The organism is Haloprofundus salilacus (assembly GCF_020150815.1).
GTDB classification, from domain to species: Archaea; Halobacteriota; Halobacteria; order Halobacteriales; family Haloferacaceae; genus Haloprofundus; species Haloprofundus salilacus.
Genome location: NZ_CP083723.1, coordinates 3,179,450 through 3,193,778, shown reverse-complemented (window position 1 = coordinate 3,193,778; position 14,329 = coordinate 3,179,450). Strand labels below are relative to the sequence as shown.

General features: G+C 64.2%; 15 protein-coding genes and 2 tRNA genes. 8 read left to right on the top strand and 9 right to left on the bottom strand.

The window, feature by feature from the left end; translation table 11 throughout:
• Nucleotides 1–89: 89 nt before the first annotated feature.
• Complete coding sequence (locus LAQ58_RS16540; RefSeq protein WP_224448531.1) at nt 90–896, bottom strand: DUF1801 domain-containing protein; 807 nt, start codon at nt 894–896, stop codon at nt 90–92.
• 248 nt (nt 897–1,144) lie between these two features.
• On the opposite strand from LAQ58_RS16540, the gene LAQ58_RS16535 reads away from it, so the two are divergent.
• Entirely contained in the window at nt 1,145–1,660 is a 516-nt protein-coding gene (locus LAQ58_RS16535; protein WP_224448530.1) for a CNNM domain-containing protein, read from the top strand.
• A 58-nt stretch (nt 1,661–1,718) separates the two neighbouring features.
• Here the strand turns inward: LAQ58_RS16535 and LAQ58_RS16530 are convergent.
• Nucleotides 1,719–1,789 (bottom strand) — tRNA-Gly (locus LAQ58_RS16530).
• A 131-nt stretch (nt 1,790–1,920) separates the two neighbouring features.
• Between LAQ58_RS16530 and LAQ58_RS16525 the strand changes: the two genes are divergently transcribed.
• A complete protein-coding gene (locus LAQ58_RS16525; RefSeq protein WP_224448529.1) occupies nt 1,921–2,754 on the top strand; it encodes an NAD+ synthase in 834 nt (277 codons plus the stop codon).
• A gap of 2 nt (nt 2,755–2,756) precedes the next feature.
• Here LAQ58_RS16525 and LAQ58_RS16520 read toward each other — a convergent pair whose 3' ends face one another.
• Complete coding sequence (locus tag LAQ58_RS16520) at nt 2,757–3,458, bottom strand: enoyl-CoA hydratase/isomerase family protein (RefSeq protein ID WP_224448528.1); 702 nt, start codon at nt 3,456–3,458, stop codon at nt 2,757–2,759.
• 59 nt (nt 3,459–3,517) lie between these two features.
• Here LAQ58_RS16520 and LAQ58_RS16515 point away from each other — a divergent pair, with 59 nt between their 5' ends.
• Both LAQ58_RS16515 and LAQ58_RS16510 read left to right on the top strand, forming a co-directional pair.
• The gene (locus tag LAQ58_RS16515; RefSeq protein ID WP_224448527.1) at nt 3,518–4,231 is read left to right on the top strand and encodes a DUF7114 family protein; all 714 of its coding nucleotides are present in this window, start codon (nt 3,518–3,520) and stop codon (nt 4,229–4,231) included.
• Nucleotides 4,232–4,286: 55 nt separating this feature from the next.
• Nucleotides 4,287–4,358 (top strand) — tRNA-Thr (locus LAQ58_RS16510).
• Between the two features lie 410 nt (nt 4,359–4,768).
• Here LAQ58_RS16510 and LAQ58_RS16505 read toward each other — a convergent pair.
• Nucleotides 4,769–5,569, bottom strand: a complete 801-nt coding sequence (locus LAQ58_RS16505; protein WP_224448526.1) for a formyltransferase family protein — start codon at nt 5,567–5,569, stop codon at nt 4,769–4,771.
• Nucleotides 5,566–6,597 (bottom strand): polysaccharide deacetylase family protein, encoded by a 1,032-nt coding sequence (locus tag LAQ58_RS16500; RefSeq protein ID WP_224448525.1) that lies wholly within the window; start codon nt 6,595–6,597, stop codon nt 5,566–5,568. The genes LAQ58_RS16505 and LAQ58_RS16500 overlap by 4 nt, the downstream gene beginning before the upstream one ends.
• A gap of 271 nt (nt 6,598–6,868) precedes the next feature.
• Here LAQ58_RS16500 and LAQ58_RS16495 point away from each other — a divergent pair, with 271 nt between their 5' ends.
• Nucleotides 6,869–7,024 (top strand): hypothetical protein, encoded by a 156-nt coding sequence (locus LAQ58_RS16495; protein WP_224448524.1) that lies wholly within the window; start codon nt 6,869–6,871, stop codon nt 7,022–7,024.
• 62 nt (nt 7,025–7,086) lie between these two features.
• Here the strand turns inward: LAQ58_RS16495 and LAQ58_RS16490 are convergent, their stop codons facing one another.
• Together LAQ58_RS16490 and LAQ58_RS16485 are read right to left on the bottom strand one after the other, a co-directional pair.
• On the bottom strand, nt 7,087–7,536 hold the full coding sequence (locus tag LAQ58_RS16490; protein WP_224448523.1) for a response regulator: 450 nt from the start codon (nt 7,534–7,536) through the stop codon (nt 7,087–7,089).
• Between the two features lie 141 nt (nt 7,537–7,677).
• Nucleotides 7,678–9,276 carry an AMP-binding protein gene (locus LAQ58_RS16485; protein ID WP_224448522.1) on the bottom strand — a complete coding sequence of 533 codons (1,599 nt, stop codon included), beginning with the start codon at nt 9,274–9,276 and terminating at the stop codon, nt 7,678–7,680.
• 194 nt (nt 9,277–9,470) lie between these two features.
• Here LAQ58_RS16485 and LAQ58_RS16480 point away from each other — a divergent pair, with 194 nt between their 5' ends.
• Nucleotides 9,471–10,607 carry a GNAT family N-acetyltransferase gene (locus LAQ58_RS16480; RefSeq protein ID WP_224448521.1) on the top strand — a complete coding sequence of 379 codons (1,137 nt, stop codon included), beginning with the start codon at nt 9,471–9,473 and terminating at the stop codon, nt 10,605–10,607.
• Nucleotides 10,608–10,619: 12 nt separating this feature from the next.
• Here LAQ58_RS16480 and LAQ58_RS16475 read toward each other — a convergent pair whose 3' ends face one another.
• Both LAQ58_RS16475 and LAQ58_RS16470 read right to left on the bottom strand, forming a co-directional pair.
• A complete protein-coding gene (locus tag LAQ58_RS16475) occupies nt 10,620–11,930 on the bottom strand; it encodes an MFS transporter (protein WP_224448520.1) in 1,311 nt (436 codons plus the stop codon).
• 101 nt (nt 11,931–12,031) lie between these two features.
• Nucleotides 12,032–12,634: a metal-dependent hydrolase gene (locus LAQ58_RS16470; protein ID WP_224448519.1), complete on the bottom strand. Its 603-nt coding sequence runs from the start codon at nt 12,632–12,634 to the stop codon at nt 12,032–12,034.
• A 130-nt stretch (nt 12,635–12,764) separates the two neighbouring features.
• Between LAQ58_RS16470 and LAQ58_RS16465 the strand changes: the two genes are divergently transcribed.
• Both LAQ58_RS16465 and LAQ58_RS16460 read left to right on the top strand, forming a co-directional pair.
• Nucleotides 12,765–13,397, top strand: coding sequence for a DUF2238 domain-containing protein (locus LAQ58_RS16465; protein ID WP_224448518.1), 633 nt, complete (start codon nt 12,765–12,767; stop codon nt 13,395–13,397).
• A gap of 94 nt (nt 13,398–13,491) precedes the next feature.
• Nucleotides 13,492–14,166 (top strand): potassium channel family protein, encoded by a 675-nt coding sequence (locus LAQ58_RS16460; protein ID WP_224448517.1) that lies wholly within the window; start codon nt 13,492–13,494, stop codon nt 14,164–14,166.
• Nucleotides 14,167–14,329: the final 163 nt, after the last annotated feature.

The following is a 14,329-nucleotide window of genomic DNA, read 5'->3' as shown; positions in this document are numbered from 1 at the left end:
AAATCAATCAATACAGAGTTGGCAGTGATGCACACCTGCGTCTAGGAGTCGTAGCTGCCCTATGGGCCATTACACATGCGCGGGCTTTCTCACCAGTTCATCCCCGGAGTGTCGGCGGCTTGCCGCACCCAGGAAGCGACTTGCTCCTCGTCCAGCGTGTCCGTCTGCTTGAGGTCCAGGGCCTGTCTATCCGGAGCCGTCCCGCTGGGTGGCTTCGGCTCGAGGTACGATTTGCACACGAATGCCAGTTTCACGTGTTTTGAGAAGGCACTGAACGACGCGAACCAGCCCTGGTCCTCGACACCATAGAACGGCTGGTGATACCTCACGGCGCGGCGCACCGGGGGCACTTCGCGTTGGATAATCTCGTCGAATTGTGTAGCAACCTCGCTCTTCCAACCCGGCAGCGCTGCAATGTACGCCTTCACCGCTGCCGATCCATCGGTGTCATCCTTCCTCCGCGCCGCCTGGTACCGTTTACTCCGTTCCTCCCACTCCTCCTGCGTCGGAACCTGGTCTGACAACTCAATTTCCCCGAACTCCTCGTCCACGATGGTGTTCTCTCCTCCTCGGCCTGATATCGCCGTCACGACCAGGATTGGGTCTGACTCCTTGGGTTCAGAAAATAGGTCGAAGTCCAGCCGCAACGTATCTCCTCGCCAGTGGCGAGCAAAGCCCACGAAGCCCTGAGGATGGTCGTCTCGGGTGTCTTGCTCAACCCGGAACAGATCCAGTAAGGCAGGAATAGCGTCTGCACCCCATTGGAGTCCCCTTTCCAGATCCGTGAAACGAACCGCCTCGTCATGGTCAGCTTGGTAGTACGGTGCTCTGATTGCTCGATTAGCTATCACGAGTTCGGAGACCCGCTGGGGCGTTAGTGGGCTGGACACGCTCATACTAAGTACCAATGTGAGTTTGGGAGTATCAACATTACCGCGGTTCTCACAACGCCGGTTTCAGTCAGATCGGTCTGAATCAGATTCGCTCTCCGTACTAAATACATCCTCTGTATTCCAGAACGGGTAGCGGAGACGACGTCGACAGACGCGGTCTGTCGGCCCGCCGAGGTCCCCTCGGCGACGTCGACTCCGTCCTCCGCTCTCCGGACGATAGGCTCTTTCACGCTCGACTGAAAGAGTGGCGCATGGATAGTTCGATAGTGGCTCTCGTCGGAGTCGTAGCGACGGCCGTACTGTTGCTGTGTAGCGCGTTCTTTTCGAGTTCGGAGACGGCCGTCTTCTCGCTGTCTACAGAGTGGATAGAGCGGCAGGCGACGACGGGAGACCCCCGGGCGGAGTTGCTGCAGGAGCTGCGCGACGACCCGCATCGGCTGTTGGTGACGCTTCTCGTCGGAAACAACGTCGTGAACATCGCGATTTCGAGCATCGTGACCGTCCTCATCGCCAGCTACCTCCCGTCCGGACTCGCAGTCGTGGCGACGACGGTACTCACGAGCTGTCTCGTCCTGATATTCGGCGAGATCGTACCGAAGGCCTACGGTCTCGGGAACGCCGAGAACTGGTCGCTACGCATCGCGTCTCCCGTTCGGCTCGTCGAACGCGCACTCTCTCCCGTCATCACGCTGTTTGACGCGATAACTCGACGGATGAACGCACTCATCACCGTCGATCCCGACATCGAGAAGCCGTACACGGATTGATCGGGCGTTCGGCGAGAGAAACGAGGTGAACGTCGGTCGGCAAACGACCGAAAGGGAGTGCGCCGACCGGGAATCGAACCCGGACCGGTGGCTTGGGAAGCCACTGTCCTACCATTGGACCATCGGCGCTCACTGCGTTGAGTGTACCCAAAAATACCAGAGGGAATCACTTCAAGATAGCGTTTCGCGGAAGTGGACGCGCGTCCACCGAATCTCGCAGAGAGATGCCTATTAGTCACTGACGCGTCTACGATTACCCGATGAGTAGCGATACGCCGATTCTCGACGACACTGCACCGCTGGACCTCCGCCTCTCGGCGGACGAACTCGAAGCGACGCGCGAGCACATCGTCGAATTTATTCGGAGCGTCGTCGACGACGCCGGAGCCGAAGGCGCGGTGTTGGGCCTCTCCGGCGGTATCGACAGCACGCTGACCGCCCACCTCGCCGTCGAAGCGCTCGGCGAAGACGGGCTTCACGGCCTCGTGATGCCGAGTGCCGTCAACACCGAAGAGAACATGAGCGACGCCGAACGCGTCGCGCAGATGCTCGGCATCTCGTACGACGTGGTCGAAATTCAGCCCATCGCCGAGAAGTTCTTCGACGCCTTCCCTGAGGCAGCCGAGGACCGCACGGCCGCCGGAAACGTCTACGTCCGCACCCGCGGCGTACTGGGCTACTTCGTCGCCAACCACAAGAACCGCATCGTCCTCGGGACGGGCAACCGCAGCGAGGCGATGACGGGCTACTTCACCAAATACGGCGACCAGGCCGTCGACTGCAACCCCATCGGCAACCTGTACAAGCAGCAGGTTCGCCAGCTCGCCGCTCACGTCGGTGTCCCCGAAGACCTCGTGATGAAAACGCCGTCGGCGGAGATGTGGCTCGAACAGACCGATGAGGACGAGATGGGCATCACCTACGACACGCTCGACGCGATTCTCGCGCTAAATATCGACGGCCCATTGTCGACGGCGGCGACGGCGCGCCACCTCGACGTAGCCGGAGAACAGATAGAGCGCGTCGAGCAGTTGGTCGCCCAGAGCGCCCACAAGCGGTCGATGCCGCCCGCGCCCGATGCGCTGGAGTTTTAGTTTTAGTCCCTATCCGCCGCGATGTCGGCGGCGTGCGCCCGCACGAGTTCGCCGAACGCCGCCGCCTCCGCGGTTTCTTGTTCTTCTCTCCCCCGCCGGTCGCGCATCCGCGCCTTGACCACTTCGAGCGCGTCCGGTTCGTTGGTCGCGAGCGACTCGGCGACCGCGAGCGGGTCCGGTTCGACCCGGGAGACGAGACCGGTCCGGAGCGCCTCCTCGGCGTCGATGGTGCGCCCGGAGAGCGCGAAGTCGAGCGCGTCGCCCTCGCGCATAACGCGCGGGAGGCGAACCGTGCCGCCCCACGCGCCGAACAGGCCGAGGCGGACGCCGGGTTCGGCGAACGTCGCCTCAGGCGTCGCGATTCGGAGGTCGCATGCGAGCGCAAGTTCGACGCCCCCGCCGCGGGCCGCGCCGTCGACGCCGGCGATGACGACGCAGTCGGTGGTTTCGATAGCGTTCGCGACGCGCTGGCCGTGGCGGGCGAACGCCTCCGGATTCGAGAGTGAGGCGACCACGTCCAAATCGGCCCCGGCGCAGAACGCCGACCCTGCACCGCGGAGGTAAACCACCGGCACGTCGGCGGCGGCGGCACCAGTGACCGCGGCCTCCAGCGCGTCGAGGTCGGCCGGGCGGAGCGCGTTACGCCGTTCGGGGCGGTCGAGGGTGACCACCCGGAGACGGTCGCGGTCGGTGAAGCGAACCATACCCGCTCTGTGACCGAGTTTCCAAAGGTCTTTGCCTTTGCCGTCGCAACCATTTACTGATGGACGACGCCGTGCGGACCCGCGATGCCGCGCGCGAAGCGCTCTCCGATATCGACCCTCCGCAACTGTTAGACGCGCTAGATGCGCGCCTCGCGGAGGCGTCGATGTTGCCAGGAGCGCTCGCGCTCGTGAGCGCGCGGGCGCTCGACCCCGGCGTGGACGCCGACGCGCTCGCCGAACGCGCCGCCGGTGTCCAGCTGATCTACGAGGGACTCCGCCTCACCCGCGATCTCGCCCGCGACGAACCGTGGGCCGACGCCGAGGCGCACCGCCGGAACGGGACGAACGACCTCATCGCGGGCATCGACGCGGATATGCAGGTGCTCGCGGCGGACGTGCTCGTCGCACGCGGCTTCTTCGTTCTCGCTCGGACCGAGGCCGCAGCGCGAGCGGTCGACACCGTTCGAGCGTTCGGCCGCGACCAGACGCTCGGACGGCGGCCCGCACCGGACGCCGCCGACGGCGAATCCGGCCGCGACGCCGAGACGTTCAACCGGAGACTAGAGGCCGACGTGCTCGATCTCGCGGTTCTCGCGGGCGCGACGGCGGTCGGACAGAAGGTTCCCGAGTCGCTGTCGAATTACGCCGCCGACCTCGCCGCGGAGTACGGGACGGCGTTTCCGCCCGCGCCGACGGCGCTCCCCGACGCGGCGGCCGACCGATTGGCCGGCGGCGGCGGCGACGACCCCGTGCCATCGCCTACCGATAGCTGAGTCGAATCGAAACTCCTAAAGACGAATCGGGCAAACGACTGATTGCGCATCAAGCGCCTGGGTAGCTTAGCGGTAAAGCGCGTCCTTGGTAAGGACGAGAGCCCGGGTTCAAATCCCGGCCTAGGCTTTCTGTCGATGGCGCAGACTGGAGTTCCCAGACTGCGTCCTTCTAGTATGATTTCCACCGATTAGCAGTGAGACTCCCACCCGCCATACGGCGGGAATCGCCGCTTTCGCACGACAGCGAAGAATACCCCAGGAGTACAACCATTCCACAGCGTCTACTGGCTTGCGATAATTGTACTCTTCAGCCAGCGTGTAGCGTATAAAACGATCTGGCCTCTATTGGTGAGTAGAACACAATATCTGGCGATTTCTCAAAAAGCGCTACCGAGACTGCCTTTTAGTACTTTTTGCGAGTATCGACTGCCAAGAGTTATCTTGAGGCCGAACACTGCGAACAATCTCCGTCGGGTGAAAATCAGACTCCCGACAAAACTGGAGTCGGCGCGAATGGGTTCGACGAAGCGACGGGACTCAGCGACCCACCAGCGAGCGTGAGAGCGTTTTACCTACGAACTGCGCAACCGGTTTGCCTCTCGGAATCGTGTAGAGGTCGCCGGTCGTTGCGGGTTTTTGCGGTGTGAACGAGTCATCCTGGATTCGTCTTATCCCTTCGGCGAGGGTGTCCTCGGAAGCCGCCAACAGCCGTGATTTTACACCCTTCCACCGTCGCTGGTCGCTGATGTCGATTCGATCGAGGCAGATAATCTCGCCGCCGTCGAGCGTCTCGGTCAGACGCTGGAGCGTGACGCCGGCCTCGTCCTCGTCGTTGAGATACTCCCAGAACCCCATCGGCTGTCCGCGGTACTCACGGAGATCGCCGTGGTGGAAGCTCAGTATCCCGTTGTCGAAGGCATTGAGGATGGGTCCGGTGATGAACCCGAAACCGAAGAGGACGCCGACGTCGGCTGAACGTGCCGCCTTCGCCACCACGTCCTGCGGAAGTTCGTACTTCCACCCATCGACGACGGTCGGCACGCATTCGATTCGCTCGGCTTCGTCGAGGAGCGGGATTTCGTCGAGCGCGTACGACTCTGACTCGGGGATGTCGCCCGCGACGCGCCGTTCGAGCGCCAACAGCGCCGTGACGGCTGTCCACTCGCGCAGCTCGACGGCGCGGCGGAGTTGCTCGGCGCGCGTCCGACCGGGCGACCGGTTAACGATGACGCACTCGACAGTCGCGTTCGTCTCCTCAACTGCGCGTCGAAGCGCTGTTCGCTGCCACGCTGCCATCGACTCCTCAGCGAGGAGACACACGCGCATTTCGTCGCTCACGTGTTCACCACCTCTTTGAGTACGTCGTCGGCTTCAGGCGCGTCGTCGGGTTCGGATGCGCCGTCGACTTCCAAGAGGGCGTGGCGGCGGTCAACCGCTTCTTTTCGGACGTGTGCATTCAACTGTTCCATCGTCTCGACCGATACAGAGCCGTCGTCACGGTATTTGGCGAGCGCCTCTAGGAACGCTGCGAGCGGACGCCATTGGTGCTCGTTCGAGAGGTCGTAGAGGTGACACCACAGGTGCAGGTACGAGTCGTCCGCGCCGACTGACTCGACCGTCGCTTTGAGACGGCGCTCGTGGAGTCGCTGGCGGAGTCGCAGTGGCTGCCATTTGAAGAGCGCATGCGTCTCTCGCTGGCCCGCTGGGAGCGCCGGCGCGGTCAGCGACGGGTAGTACGTGCAGTAGGTCTCGACGATGCCGTCGACGAGTCGAGGCTTGCGCGTAAACGACTGGCCCAACAGCAGTTCCTTGTATCGGTGGAGGGGCGTCGGGCCTCTCGTCTGCACGGCCTGCCGGACGATTTCGATGGAGTTCGCTTTCAGTGCCGTCTCCGGCGGCAAGTGGTGGCGTGGCGGGACGAGTGACACCGTCGGCTCGCCGACAACCCGTTCGTGGAGTCGCTGCGACCGCGCGAGTTCCTCCGAGATGAGCGCCGCGTCCATCTGGTTACTGAGCGCGTGCGAGAAAGTGTGAGTGCAGAGTTCATGGTCGGTCGGCCGCGACAGTATCTCGTCGGCGATATCGGGTGCGTAGAATTCGGGGTTTGTGACGTGATCGGTGGCGGGGTCCTCGGTGAACCACTGGGAGGGGTAGGAGCTACACTCGTGTCCGTCACAGCTGTCGAGCAGGAGATGGCCGACGATGTCGAACGAGATAGCGATATCCAACTCGTCGCATTTGTCGAGGAGTTTGCGGAGGTAGACGCGTTCTTGCTGACAACCCTCGCTCAGGTGGTCGTACTCGCCGAGATCGTGGACACCCCACGCGAGTTCGATTTCGATGCTTATCGTAATAGTGCCAACCATATCCAAATGTTGGAAGAGTGTTACTTTGTTAGATGTCACTTATGTTGATTTATTCGACCGTTAAGTATTTCGGACGCGAAGCCGCCGAACCAGATGTGCGGTTTTCACGCCCAAGCGGGGTCGACGGGCGCACACTCGTCCCCGGAAATATACTGCCCACATGCGGTGGTTTTCGGACTGCGTTCGTGGTTCGAACGAGCAGACGCCTCCTGCCCAGTCGTCTCCGTCGGCCGTTCCGCCATTACCGAGAGACGAGGAGATAAACGCTCAATTGATCTATACTTTCAGATACAGCAACACTGGTTTCTTCGCGGGCGTCGCCCACTCGTTCACCGACGAAGCAAGAGACGAATCGTCGGTCGGCGGACAGCGTCTCTCGGAGGGCGAACGCTGGCTGTTTACGTTCTGCGAGCGGGAAATCGGGTAGTCAGGAAATCAGTCACGCTTCGCCTGCCGCGTGAGAAGCAACTGCGCCGAGTCACCCGACCCTTAGGCCGTCTGCCGGGTAATCGTCAGCCAGAACTCCTCGACAGATTGGACAAACTCAACGAATTCGTCAACTTCGACGGGTTTCTGGATAAAGGTGTCCGCGTCAAGGCCCTGTGATTTCACGATTTCTTTGCCGAGATCCGAACTCGTGAGAACGACGACGGGGAGATTGTTCAGCGCAGGTTCGTTGTTCAGTTCCCTTAACACGTCCATGCCGCTCGTTCCGGGTAGTTGCGGGTCAAGGAGGATGAGGTCGGGGCAGGATTCGTCGCTGTACTCGCCCCGCTGGTAGAGGAAGTCGAGCGCGGAATCGCCGTCGGAGACGGTATGGACGTGGTTCGAGATTTGCGCCTCCTTGAACGATTCGGTGAACAGACGTACGTCACCCGGATTCGGTTCGACTAATAGGATCTCGATTGGATTACTCGGTTGTTGGTCTGCGGGGGCCATTGAATTGGATAGCCGACAATGTGCTAAAAAGTTGTTTTTGTACTCACTGACTGGTCAATTCAAAATACTGAATGGCCCTACATTTCCCAAAGAAAGCCCGCCGGAAGCTGCCGGCCTCCAAAGCCGGTTGCTGGTCGCCGACTACGTCCCCTCTCGCAGCTCCACACGCCGAACTTTGCTGTTGTGCGTCCGGGGGAGTTCCTCAACGAACTCCACCGTCCGCGGGTGTTTGTACGGCGCGACCCGTTCGAGGCAGAACTCCCGGAGCGTCTCGCCGTCGACGGTCGACCCCTGTCTGCGGACGACGTAGGCCTTCACCGTCTCGGTCCGGCGTTCGTCCGGTACGCCCACCACGGCGGCGTCGACGACGTCCGGATGTTCGTACAGCACGTTCTCCACCTCGCGTGGGTGGACGGTGTAGCCCGCGGTGACGATGACGTCGGATTTCCGGTCGACGAGTTCGTAGTAGTTGTCGTCGTCGCGGCGGGCTACGTCGCCGGTGCGCAAGTAGCCACCATCGGTGAACGCCGCCTCGGTCTCCTCGGGTCGGTCGTAGTAGCCCTTCATCACGTGCGGGCCGCGGACGAGCAGTTCGCCCGTCTCGCCCGGCGGCACCTCGCGACCCTCGTCGTCGACGATTTTGCAGTCGGTCGCGCGCAGCGGTTGTCCGATAGTGCCGGGGCGGGGTCCGAACGTCGACCCGAAACCGACGTGGGTGCCACCGCCGGTCTCGGTCAGGCCGTACGCCTCGAACAGTTCAACGCCCGCCGTCTCCTCGAACCGCTCCTGGACCGCCGATGGCATCCGGTCGCCGCCCTCCATCACCTCTTCGAGGCTGGAGAGGTCGTACTCCCCGAAGCGCTCGTGGTTGACGACGTCGACGTACATGGCGGTCACCGCGCCGAACTTCGTGATTCGCTCGCGCTCGATGGTCTCCATCGAGACCTTGGGGTCCCACTCGCCCGGGTCGCGCAGGTAGACGGCGGCTCCGCGAATCAGCGGTTGCCACGTCCGGTTGACGAACCCCGCAATGTGTGCCAGCGGCAACACCGAGAGGAAGCGCTCCTCGTCGGCGCGGAGCGCCGAGCGCTCGAAGGCGATGAACGACTGCGCGCGAAGGTTTCGGTGCGTCAGCAGCACGCCCTTCGGTTCTCCGGTCGTCCCGCTCGTGTACGGCTGCATCGCCACGTCGTCGTCCTCGCGGTGGATCATCGTGGGGTCGGCGTCGAGCGACGAGAAGGCAACGGTGTCGACGTCGGTGGAGTCGACATCGGTAGGATCGGCATCGGTGGAGTCGACGTCGGGTGGTTGCTCGTCGCCGACGAGAATCACCAGCGGATCGGCGTCGAGGCAGTCGAGCGCGTCTTCTACCTTCGGGAGCAGCGACAGTTCGGTGACGAGCGCCTCGGCGTCGCTGTCGTCCAACTGGAAGGCGAGTTCGCGCGCCGTGAACTGCGGGTTCGCCGGAGAGAACGGCAATCCGGACTTCAGCGCGGCCAGCGCCGTGAGCACGAGTTCGGGGCGGTTCGAGAGAAAGAGACCGAGACGGTCGTCGGGTTCGAGGCCGCGTTCGTGAAGCGCTCCGGCGAGCCGCGCCGACCGGTCGCTGAGTTCGGTGTGGCTGTACTGCGTGTCCCCGGTTTCGAGGGCGAGGGCGTCACCGCGCTTGGCGGCGGTTTCGTCGTACACGCGCGCCGCGTTGCCGGATCGTGCAGCGGGAGAGAACGCGCCAGAGTGCATCGAACTCTGGTTCGACGAAGTCGGGTAAAAGCGCGGCGTCAGTTACAGGATTATGACACGAATTCCGCGAGCGTTCGCTATCCGAGGAGTAGTTTAAATGTGATATTTACGCCAATAGCGGGCCTCTACTCCCGGACCGATGCGGTAGTCGCACCGTGCAACTATGTCGGCAGTCGTCGTACTGGCGACACGAGATGGACGACGAGGACGACGAGCGCGAGAGCTACCGCGTACGACAGTACGAACCGGCGGACCGAGAGGCGGTACTGTCGCTTTACGAGACGGTGTTCGACCGTACCGACCCGGACTGGTTCGACTGGCGCTACGTCGAGAACCCGTACCTCGACGAAGTTCCCATCGCCGTCGCCGAAACCGAGGGCGACGACGAACTCGTCGGAGCGCGCCCGAGCGTTCCGATTCCGCTCCGCGTCGGCGACGAGCGCGTCCTCGCGGTGGTGCAGGTCGACCCGATGGTCGACCCCGACCACCGCCGACGGGGGCTGTTCTCGAAGATGGTGACCTACGTCTACGACCACTACGCGACCCGCGAGCCGGGGGTCTCCATCGGGTTTCCCAACGAGGCGGTACTCGGCGCGCTCGACAAACTGGGGGAACGACTGTCGCTGCACCGAGGCGTCACGCGCGAGTTTCCGGTGTACTACCGCGTACAGAATCCGACCGCGTTGACCTCCCTCGGCGGTGAACGAACGTCGAAGCCGCTCGGCAAACTCGCGACGGCGGCGACTCGGGGGTATCTCTCGCTCCGGACCGGCACGCCCACAGACGCCGACGTGAGCGTTCGTCGAGAGACGGGCGTCCCCGCCGAGGAGTTAGCGACGCTCACCGCCGCGTCATCGCTCTCGCACGTCCACGCCGACAGGGACGCCGAGTTCTACGCGTGGCGGTACGCGAACCCGCGGTTCGAGTACGAGACGCTCCTCGCCGAGCGGGGCGGCAGTCCCGCCGCCGCGTTCGTCGTCGGGACGCAGTTGGGTCTCGATTCGACCGTCGTCCACGTAACCGACGTCTCCCCGCTCACCGGCGGCGAGGCGTGGATCGACGCGGTGGACGCGCTGCTCGCGCGCGTCGTCGCCGACAACGAGGACGCCGACCTGCTGGCGGTGTTCGGCGAAGCGCTCCCCAAACGACTGCTCAAGAAGTACGGCTTCGTCGGAAACGACGAGGGACCACTCTCGCGGGTGACGAGTCCGAACTACCTCGTCGCCCGGCCGCTCACCGACGAATCGATCGACGAGTGGGTGGTCGGCGGACAGCGACTCTCGGAGGGCGAACGCTGGCGGTTCACGTTCTGCGAGCGGGAGATCGGGTAGTCAGGGAATCAGTCACGCTTCACCCGTCACGCTTCGCCCGTCGCCCGTCTCGCCGAGGTAGAGGAAGAACCCGCCGACGACGACGGTGAGCACCGCGACACCGACGAGCATCGAGCGAATCGCGACGACGCTGCCCAGACGCGGCTCCAAGAGCGCGACCGTTCCGCCCAGGAGAATTGGCGCGGTGGTGCTGCCGACGCGCCCGAGCGACTCGCCCACGCTAACGAGACTCCCCCGCAACTCGTCGGTCGCCAACGTCGAGATGGTGCTCCGATAGAGGCTGAGAACGACGCCGAACCCCGCGCCGACGGCGACGGAGCCGAGACCGGCGACCGGAAGCGACGGCGAGAGACCGAGCGCGGCGACGCCGACAGCGGTGCAGACGAGCGTGGCGAACAGCGGAATCGCCCGCCGGTCGAACGCCGCCGTCAGGCGACCGACCTGCGTCGCGCTCACCGAGGAGGCGACGCTCGCCAGCGCGACGAGCACGCCCGCCTCGCCCGCCGACCCGCCGAGAACGCGGGCGACGACGATGGAGACGTAGGTGAGGAAGGTGAACCAGAGAAACGACGGGACGGCCCGGCCGAGAAGCGTCGCCGCGACGCGACGGTTCCGGAGCACGACCGAGAGAGCCTGCAGCGTCGAGGGCGAGTCGTCGTCCGGGGGCGAGGTGTCTTCGGTCGCTTCGCCACCGTTTGTTGCCGTCTCGACGGTGTCGCCGGCACCCTCGGAGTCCAAGGTCGGGTCGTCGAAGAAGAGCGCGACGGCGAGCGCCGTCGGGAGCGCGAGCGCGAACAGGTAGAACGGGTAGCGCCACGAGAGGGCGACGAGCGCGCCAGCCAGAAGTGGAAACACCGTCAGCGAGAGGCCTACCGTCGTGAACCGAAGTCCCTGCGCCGCTGCCTCGCGGTCGCCGTCGAACAGGTCGCCGACGCTGGTGATGAGCACCGGCGCGATACCGGTGTAGCCGACTCCCTGCAGGAGTCGGAGACCGACGACGACGCGGAACTCCGTCGTCAGCGGAATCGCGATACCGGCGAGACCGAACAGCGTCAGCCCCGCCGTGAGGACGGGTTTTCGGCCGTATCGATCCGAGAGCATCCCGACGAGGGGGATGCAGACGATAGCGGGTGCGGTGAAGGCGGCCATGAGCAGCGCGACCTGCGCCTCCGTCGCGCCGAGCGGTCCGCGCAGCGAATCGAGGACCGGCGAGACGACGGAGGAACCGAGCGGTGAACTGACGCTGGCGAGCAACAGAAGTTGGAAACTCCGGTTCGAGAGAAGCGCTGCGTCGTCGCCGAACAGTCGCGTACTGAGACCCACGTCGGAACCAGACGGTATCGGCGTTTCAGCTTTCGCATCCCGGAGACGGAAGCCGACGAGTGAGGAGAGATCGGAGCCGAGACCCCCGCAGCGATTGACGGCTACCGGAAGTCCTCGACGAACCGTTCGGGGACGTACGCGAGCAGTTCGGCGGGCGTCGCGTCGACGAGGCGTTCGGCGACGGGAACGAGTGTCTTACGCAGCAGCGTGTACACCGCCGAGACGGCGAGGGCGACGCCGACGGCGGTCTGCGCGGGACCCAAGAGCACCAGCAGCGCCGGAACGCCGAAGGCGGCGCCGAGGAGGAAATCCTCGGGCGCGCCGTCATAGCGAATCCACCGCTTTGGTGCGAGCCACCGCCCGTTGAAGTGGTCGTACACCGCTCGGTCGGAGGTCGCTTCCCACGGCTTGAGTTCGAGACCGCCGCCGACGACGTCCATCACCGAGTGAATCGCCGCCGCCGCCAAGAACAGCGCGAGGGCGAGCGCTACCGGCGAAGCGACGAATGCGGCGACGCCGGCGGCGACGAACGCCGCGAGCGAGAAGTACACCGGAAAGTGCAGCGTCTTTCGGTGACCGGCGTACAGGTCGAAGTCGGGAAAGAGTCCGCCGAGACCGGCGGCCGCAACCGGGAGGAGGCCGCCGTCGGGGGCGACGACGAGCGCGAGCACGACCCCTATCAGGGCGTGCGTGGTGGCCATCATCCCCCTTGAGTATGGTGTATGAGGCCAAAACCGTATCGGGAGAGGTGCGTCGAGTACGACTGGATCTTCGTGGCGGCGAAGCGTGTGTCTTCGGAACAACGTTTACCTCGCGGAGACGGAACTCAGTACGATGGCGCTGTATCGGCTGACGTCTCGCCGCCAAAGACTGCTCGGTCGCGGACTGCAGGTCGTGATAGCGCTCGTTCTCCTCGTCGGCGTCGCCCGACGGAATCTCAGCGTCGTCGTCAACGCGACGATGGCACTCGCGGTGACGTTCCTCCCGGCGCTTCTCGAACGCGACGCCGATATCCGCCTCAGCGCTAGCGTCACGCTGTGGGTGACGCTCGCCGTCTCGCTGCACTCGCTGGGGATGCTCGGTCTCTACACCGCGGTACCGTGGTGGGATAACCTCACGCACACGCTGTCGGCATCTATCGTCGCGGGCGTCGGGTACGCGACGGCGCGCGCGGTCGACGAGCACAGTCACGCGGTGGTGCTCCCCCCACAGTTTCTCTCGATGTTCATCCTCGTCGTGACGCTCGCGTTCGGCGTGCTCTGGGAGGTCATGGAGTTCAGCGTTCGGGGCGTGACCGACCTCTTGGGTATTCGGGCCGTCCTCATCCAGTACAGCCTCGAAGACACGCTGACTGACCTCGTCTTCGACGCCGTCGGAGCGGCACTCGTCGCGCTGTTCGGAACCCGGCGGCTGTCGTCGACGGTAGACTCGCTCGTCGGCCGTCTCGAACGGAGGCGCAGGCGGTGAGTCGGCGCGCCATCGACGAGCGAGCCGGTGCGCCGAAGGTGAACAGTTTACGACGGGACGTAGCTTTTTGAGGCGGAGCGTGCTATAGAGCGCCATGAGATTCGTTATCGTCGGGTACGGTCGGGTCGGCTCTCGAACCGCGCGCATCCTCAAGGAGGAGGGTCACGAGGTTGTTCTCGTCGAGAACAACCGGGAGAAGGTCGAGCGCGCCCGAGAGGCGGGCTTCGAGGTCGTCGAGGGCGACGGAAGCAACGAGGCCGTTCTCGAACGCGCCGGTTTGGACAACGCCGTCGCCGTCGGCGGCGTCACCGGCGACCTGAACACGAACTACGCGGTGTGCATGATAGCCAAGGAGTACGGCTGTCGGACCGTGCTCCGTATCGACGCGGACTACCGCGAGGAGATTTACAAGGAGTACGCCGACGACGTCGACGAGATAATCTACCCCGAGCGTCTCGGCGCGGCGGGCGCGAAGACCGCGCTGCTCGGCGGGAACTTCAACGCCATCAGCGAACTCACTGAGAGTCTCCAGTTGTCGGCGGTCACCATCCCCGAGGGGTCACCGGTGGTCGGCAAGCGCATCAGCGAAATCGACCTGCCGTCGACCGCTCGCATCTACGCCCACGGCGACCAGCGAGAGGCGATGACGATTCCGCTCCCGCAGACGACAGTCGAAGCGGGCGACAGGGTCGCGCTCATCGTCGAACAGGAGTCGCTCGAAGATGTTCGGCGGCGTCTGCTCGGCGACGCGTCGGTGGAGAGCGTCTGAGCGCCGCCGGACGAAACCGGGAGAAACGAGCGTTCGCAGGGGTTCGACCGCGGGGGACGGTCGCCCCGAGCGAACTCGGATGCAGTCGGGTGGGGTTCGGCGTGCATCCGGGCGCGAACGGGTGGGAGGATGGGAACAGATGCCGTCTGCGCGCCCGAGTAGA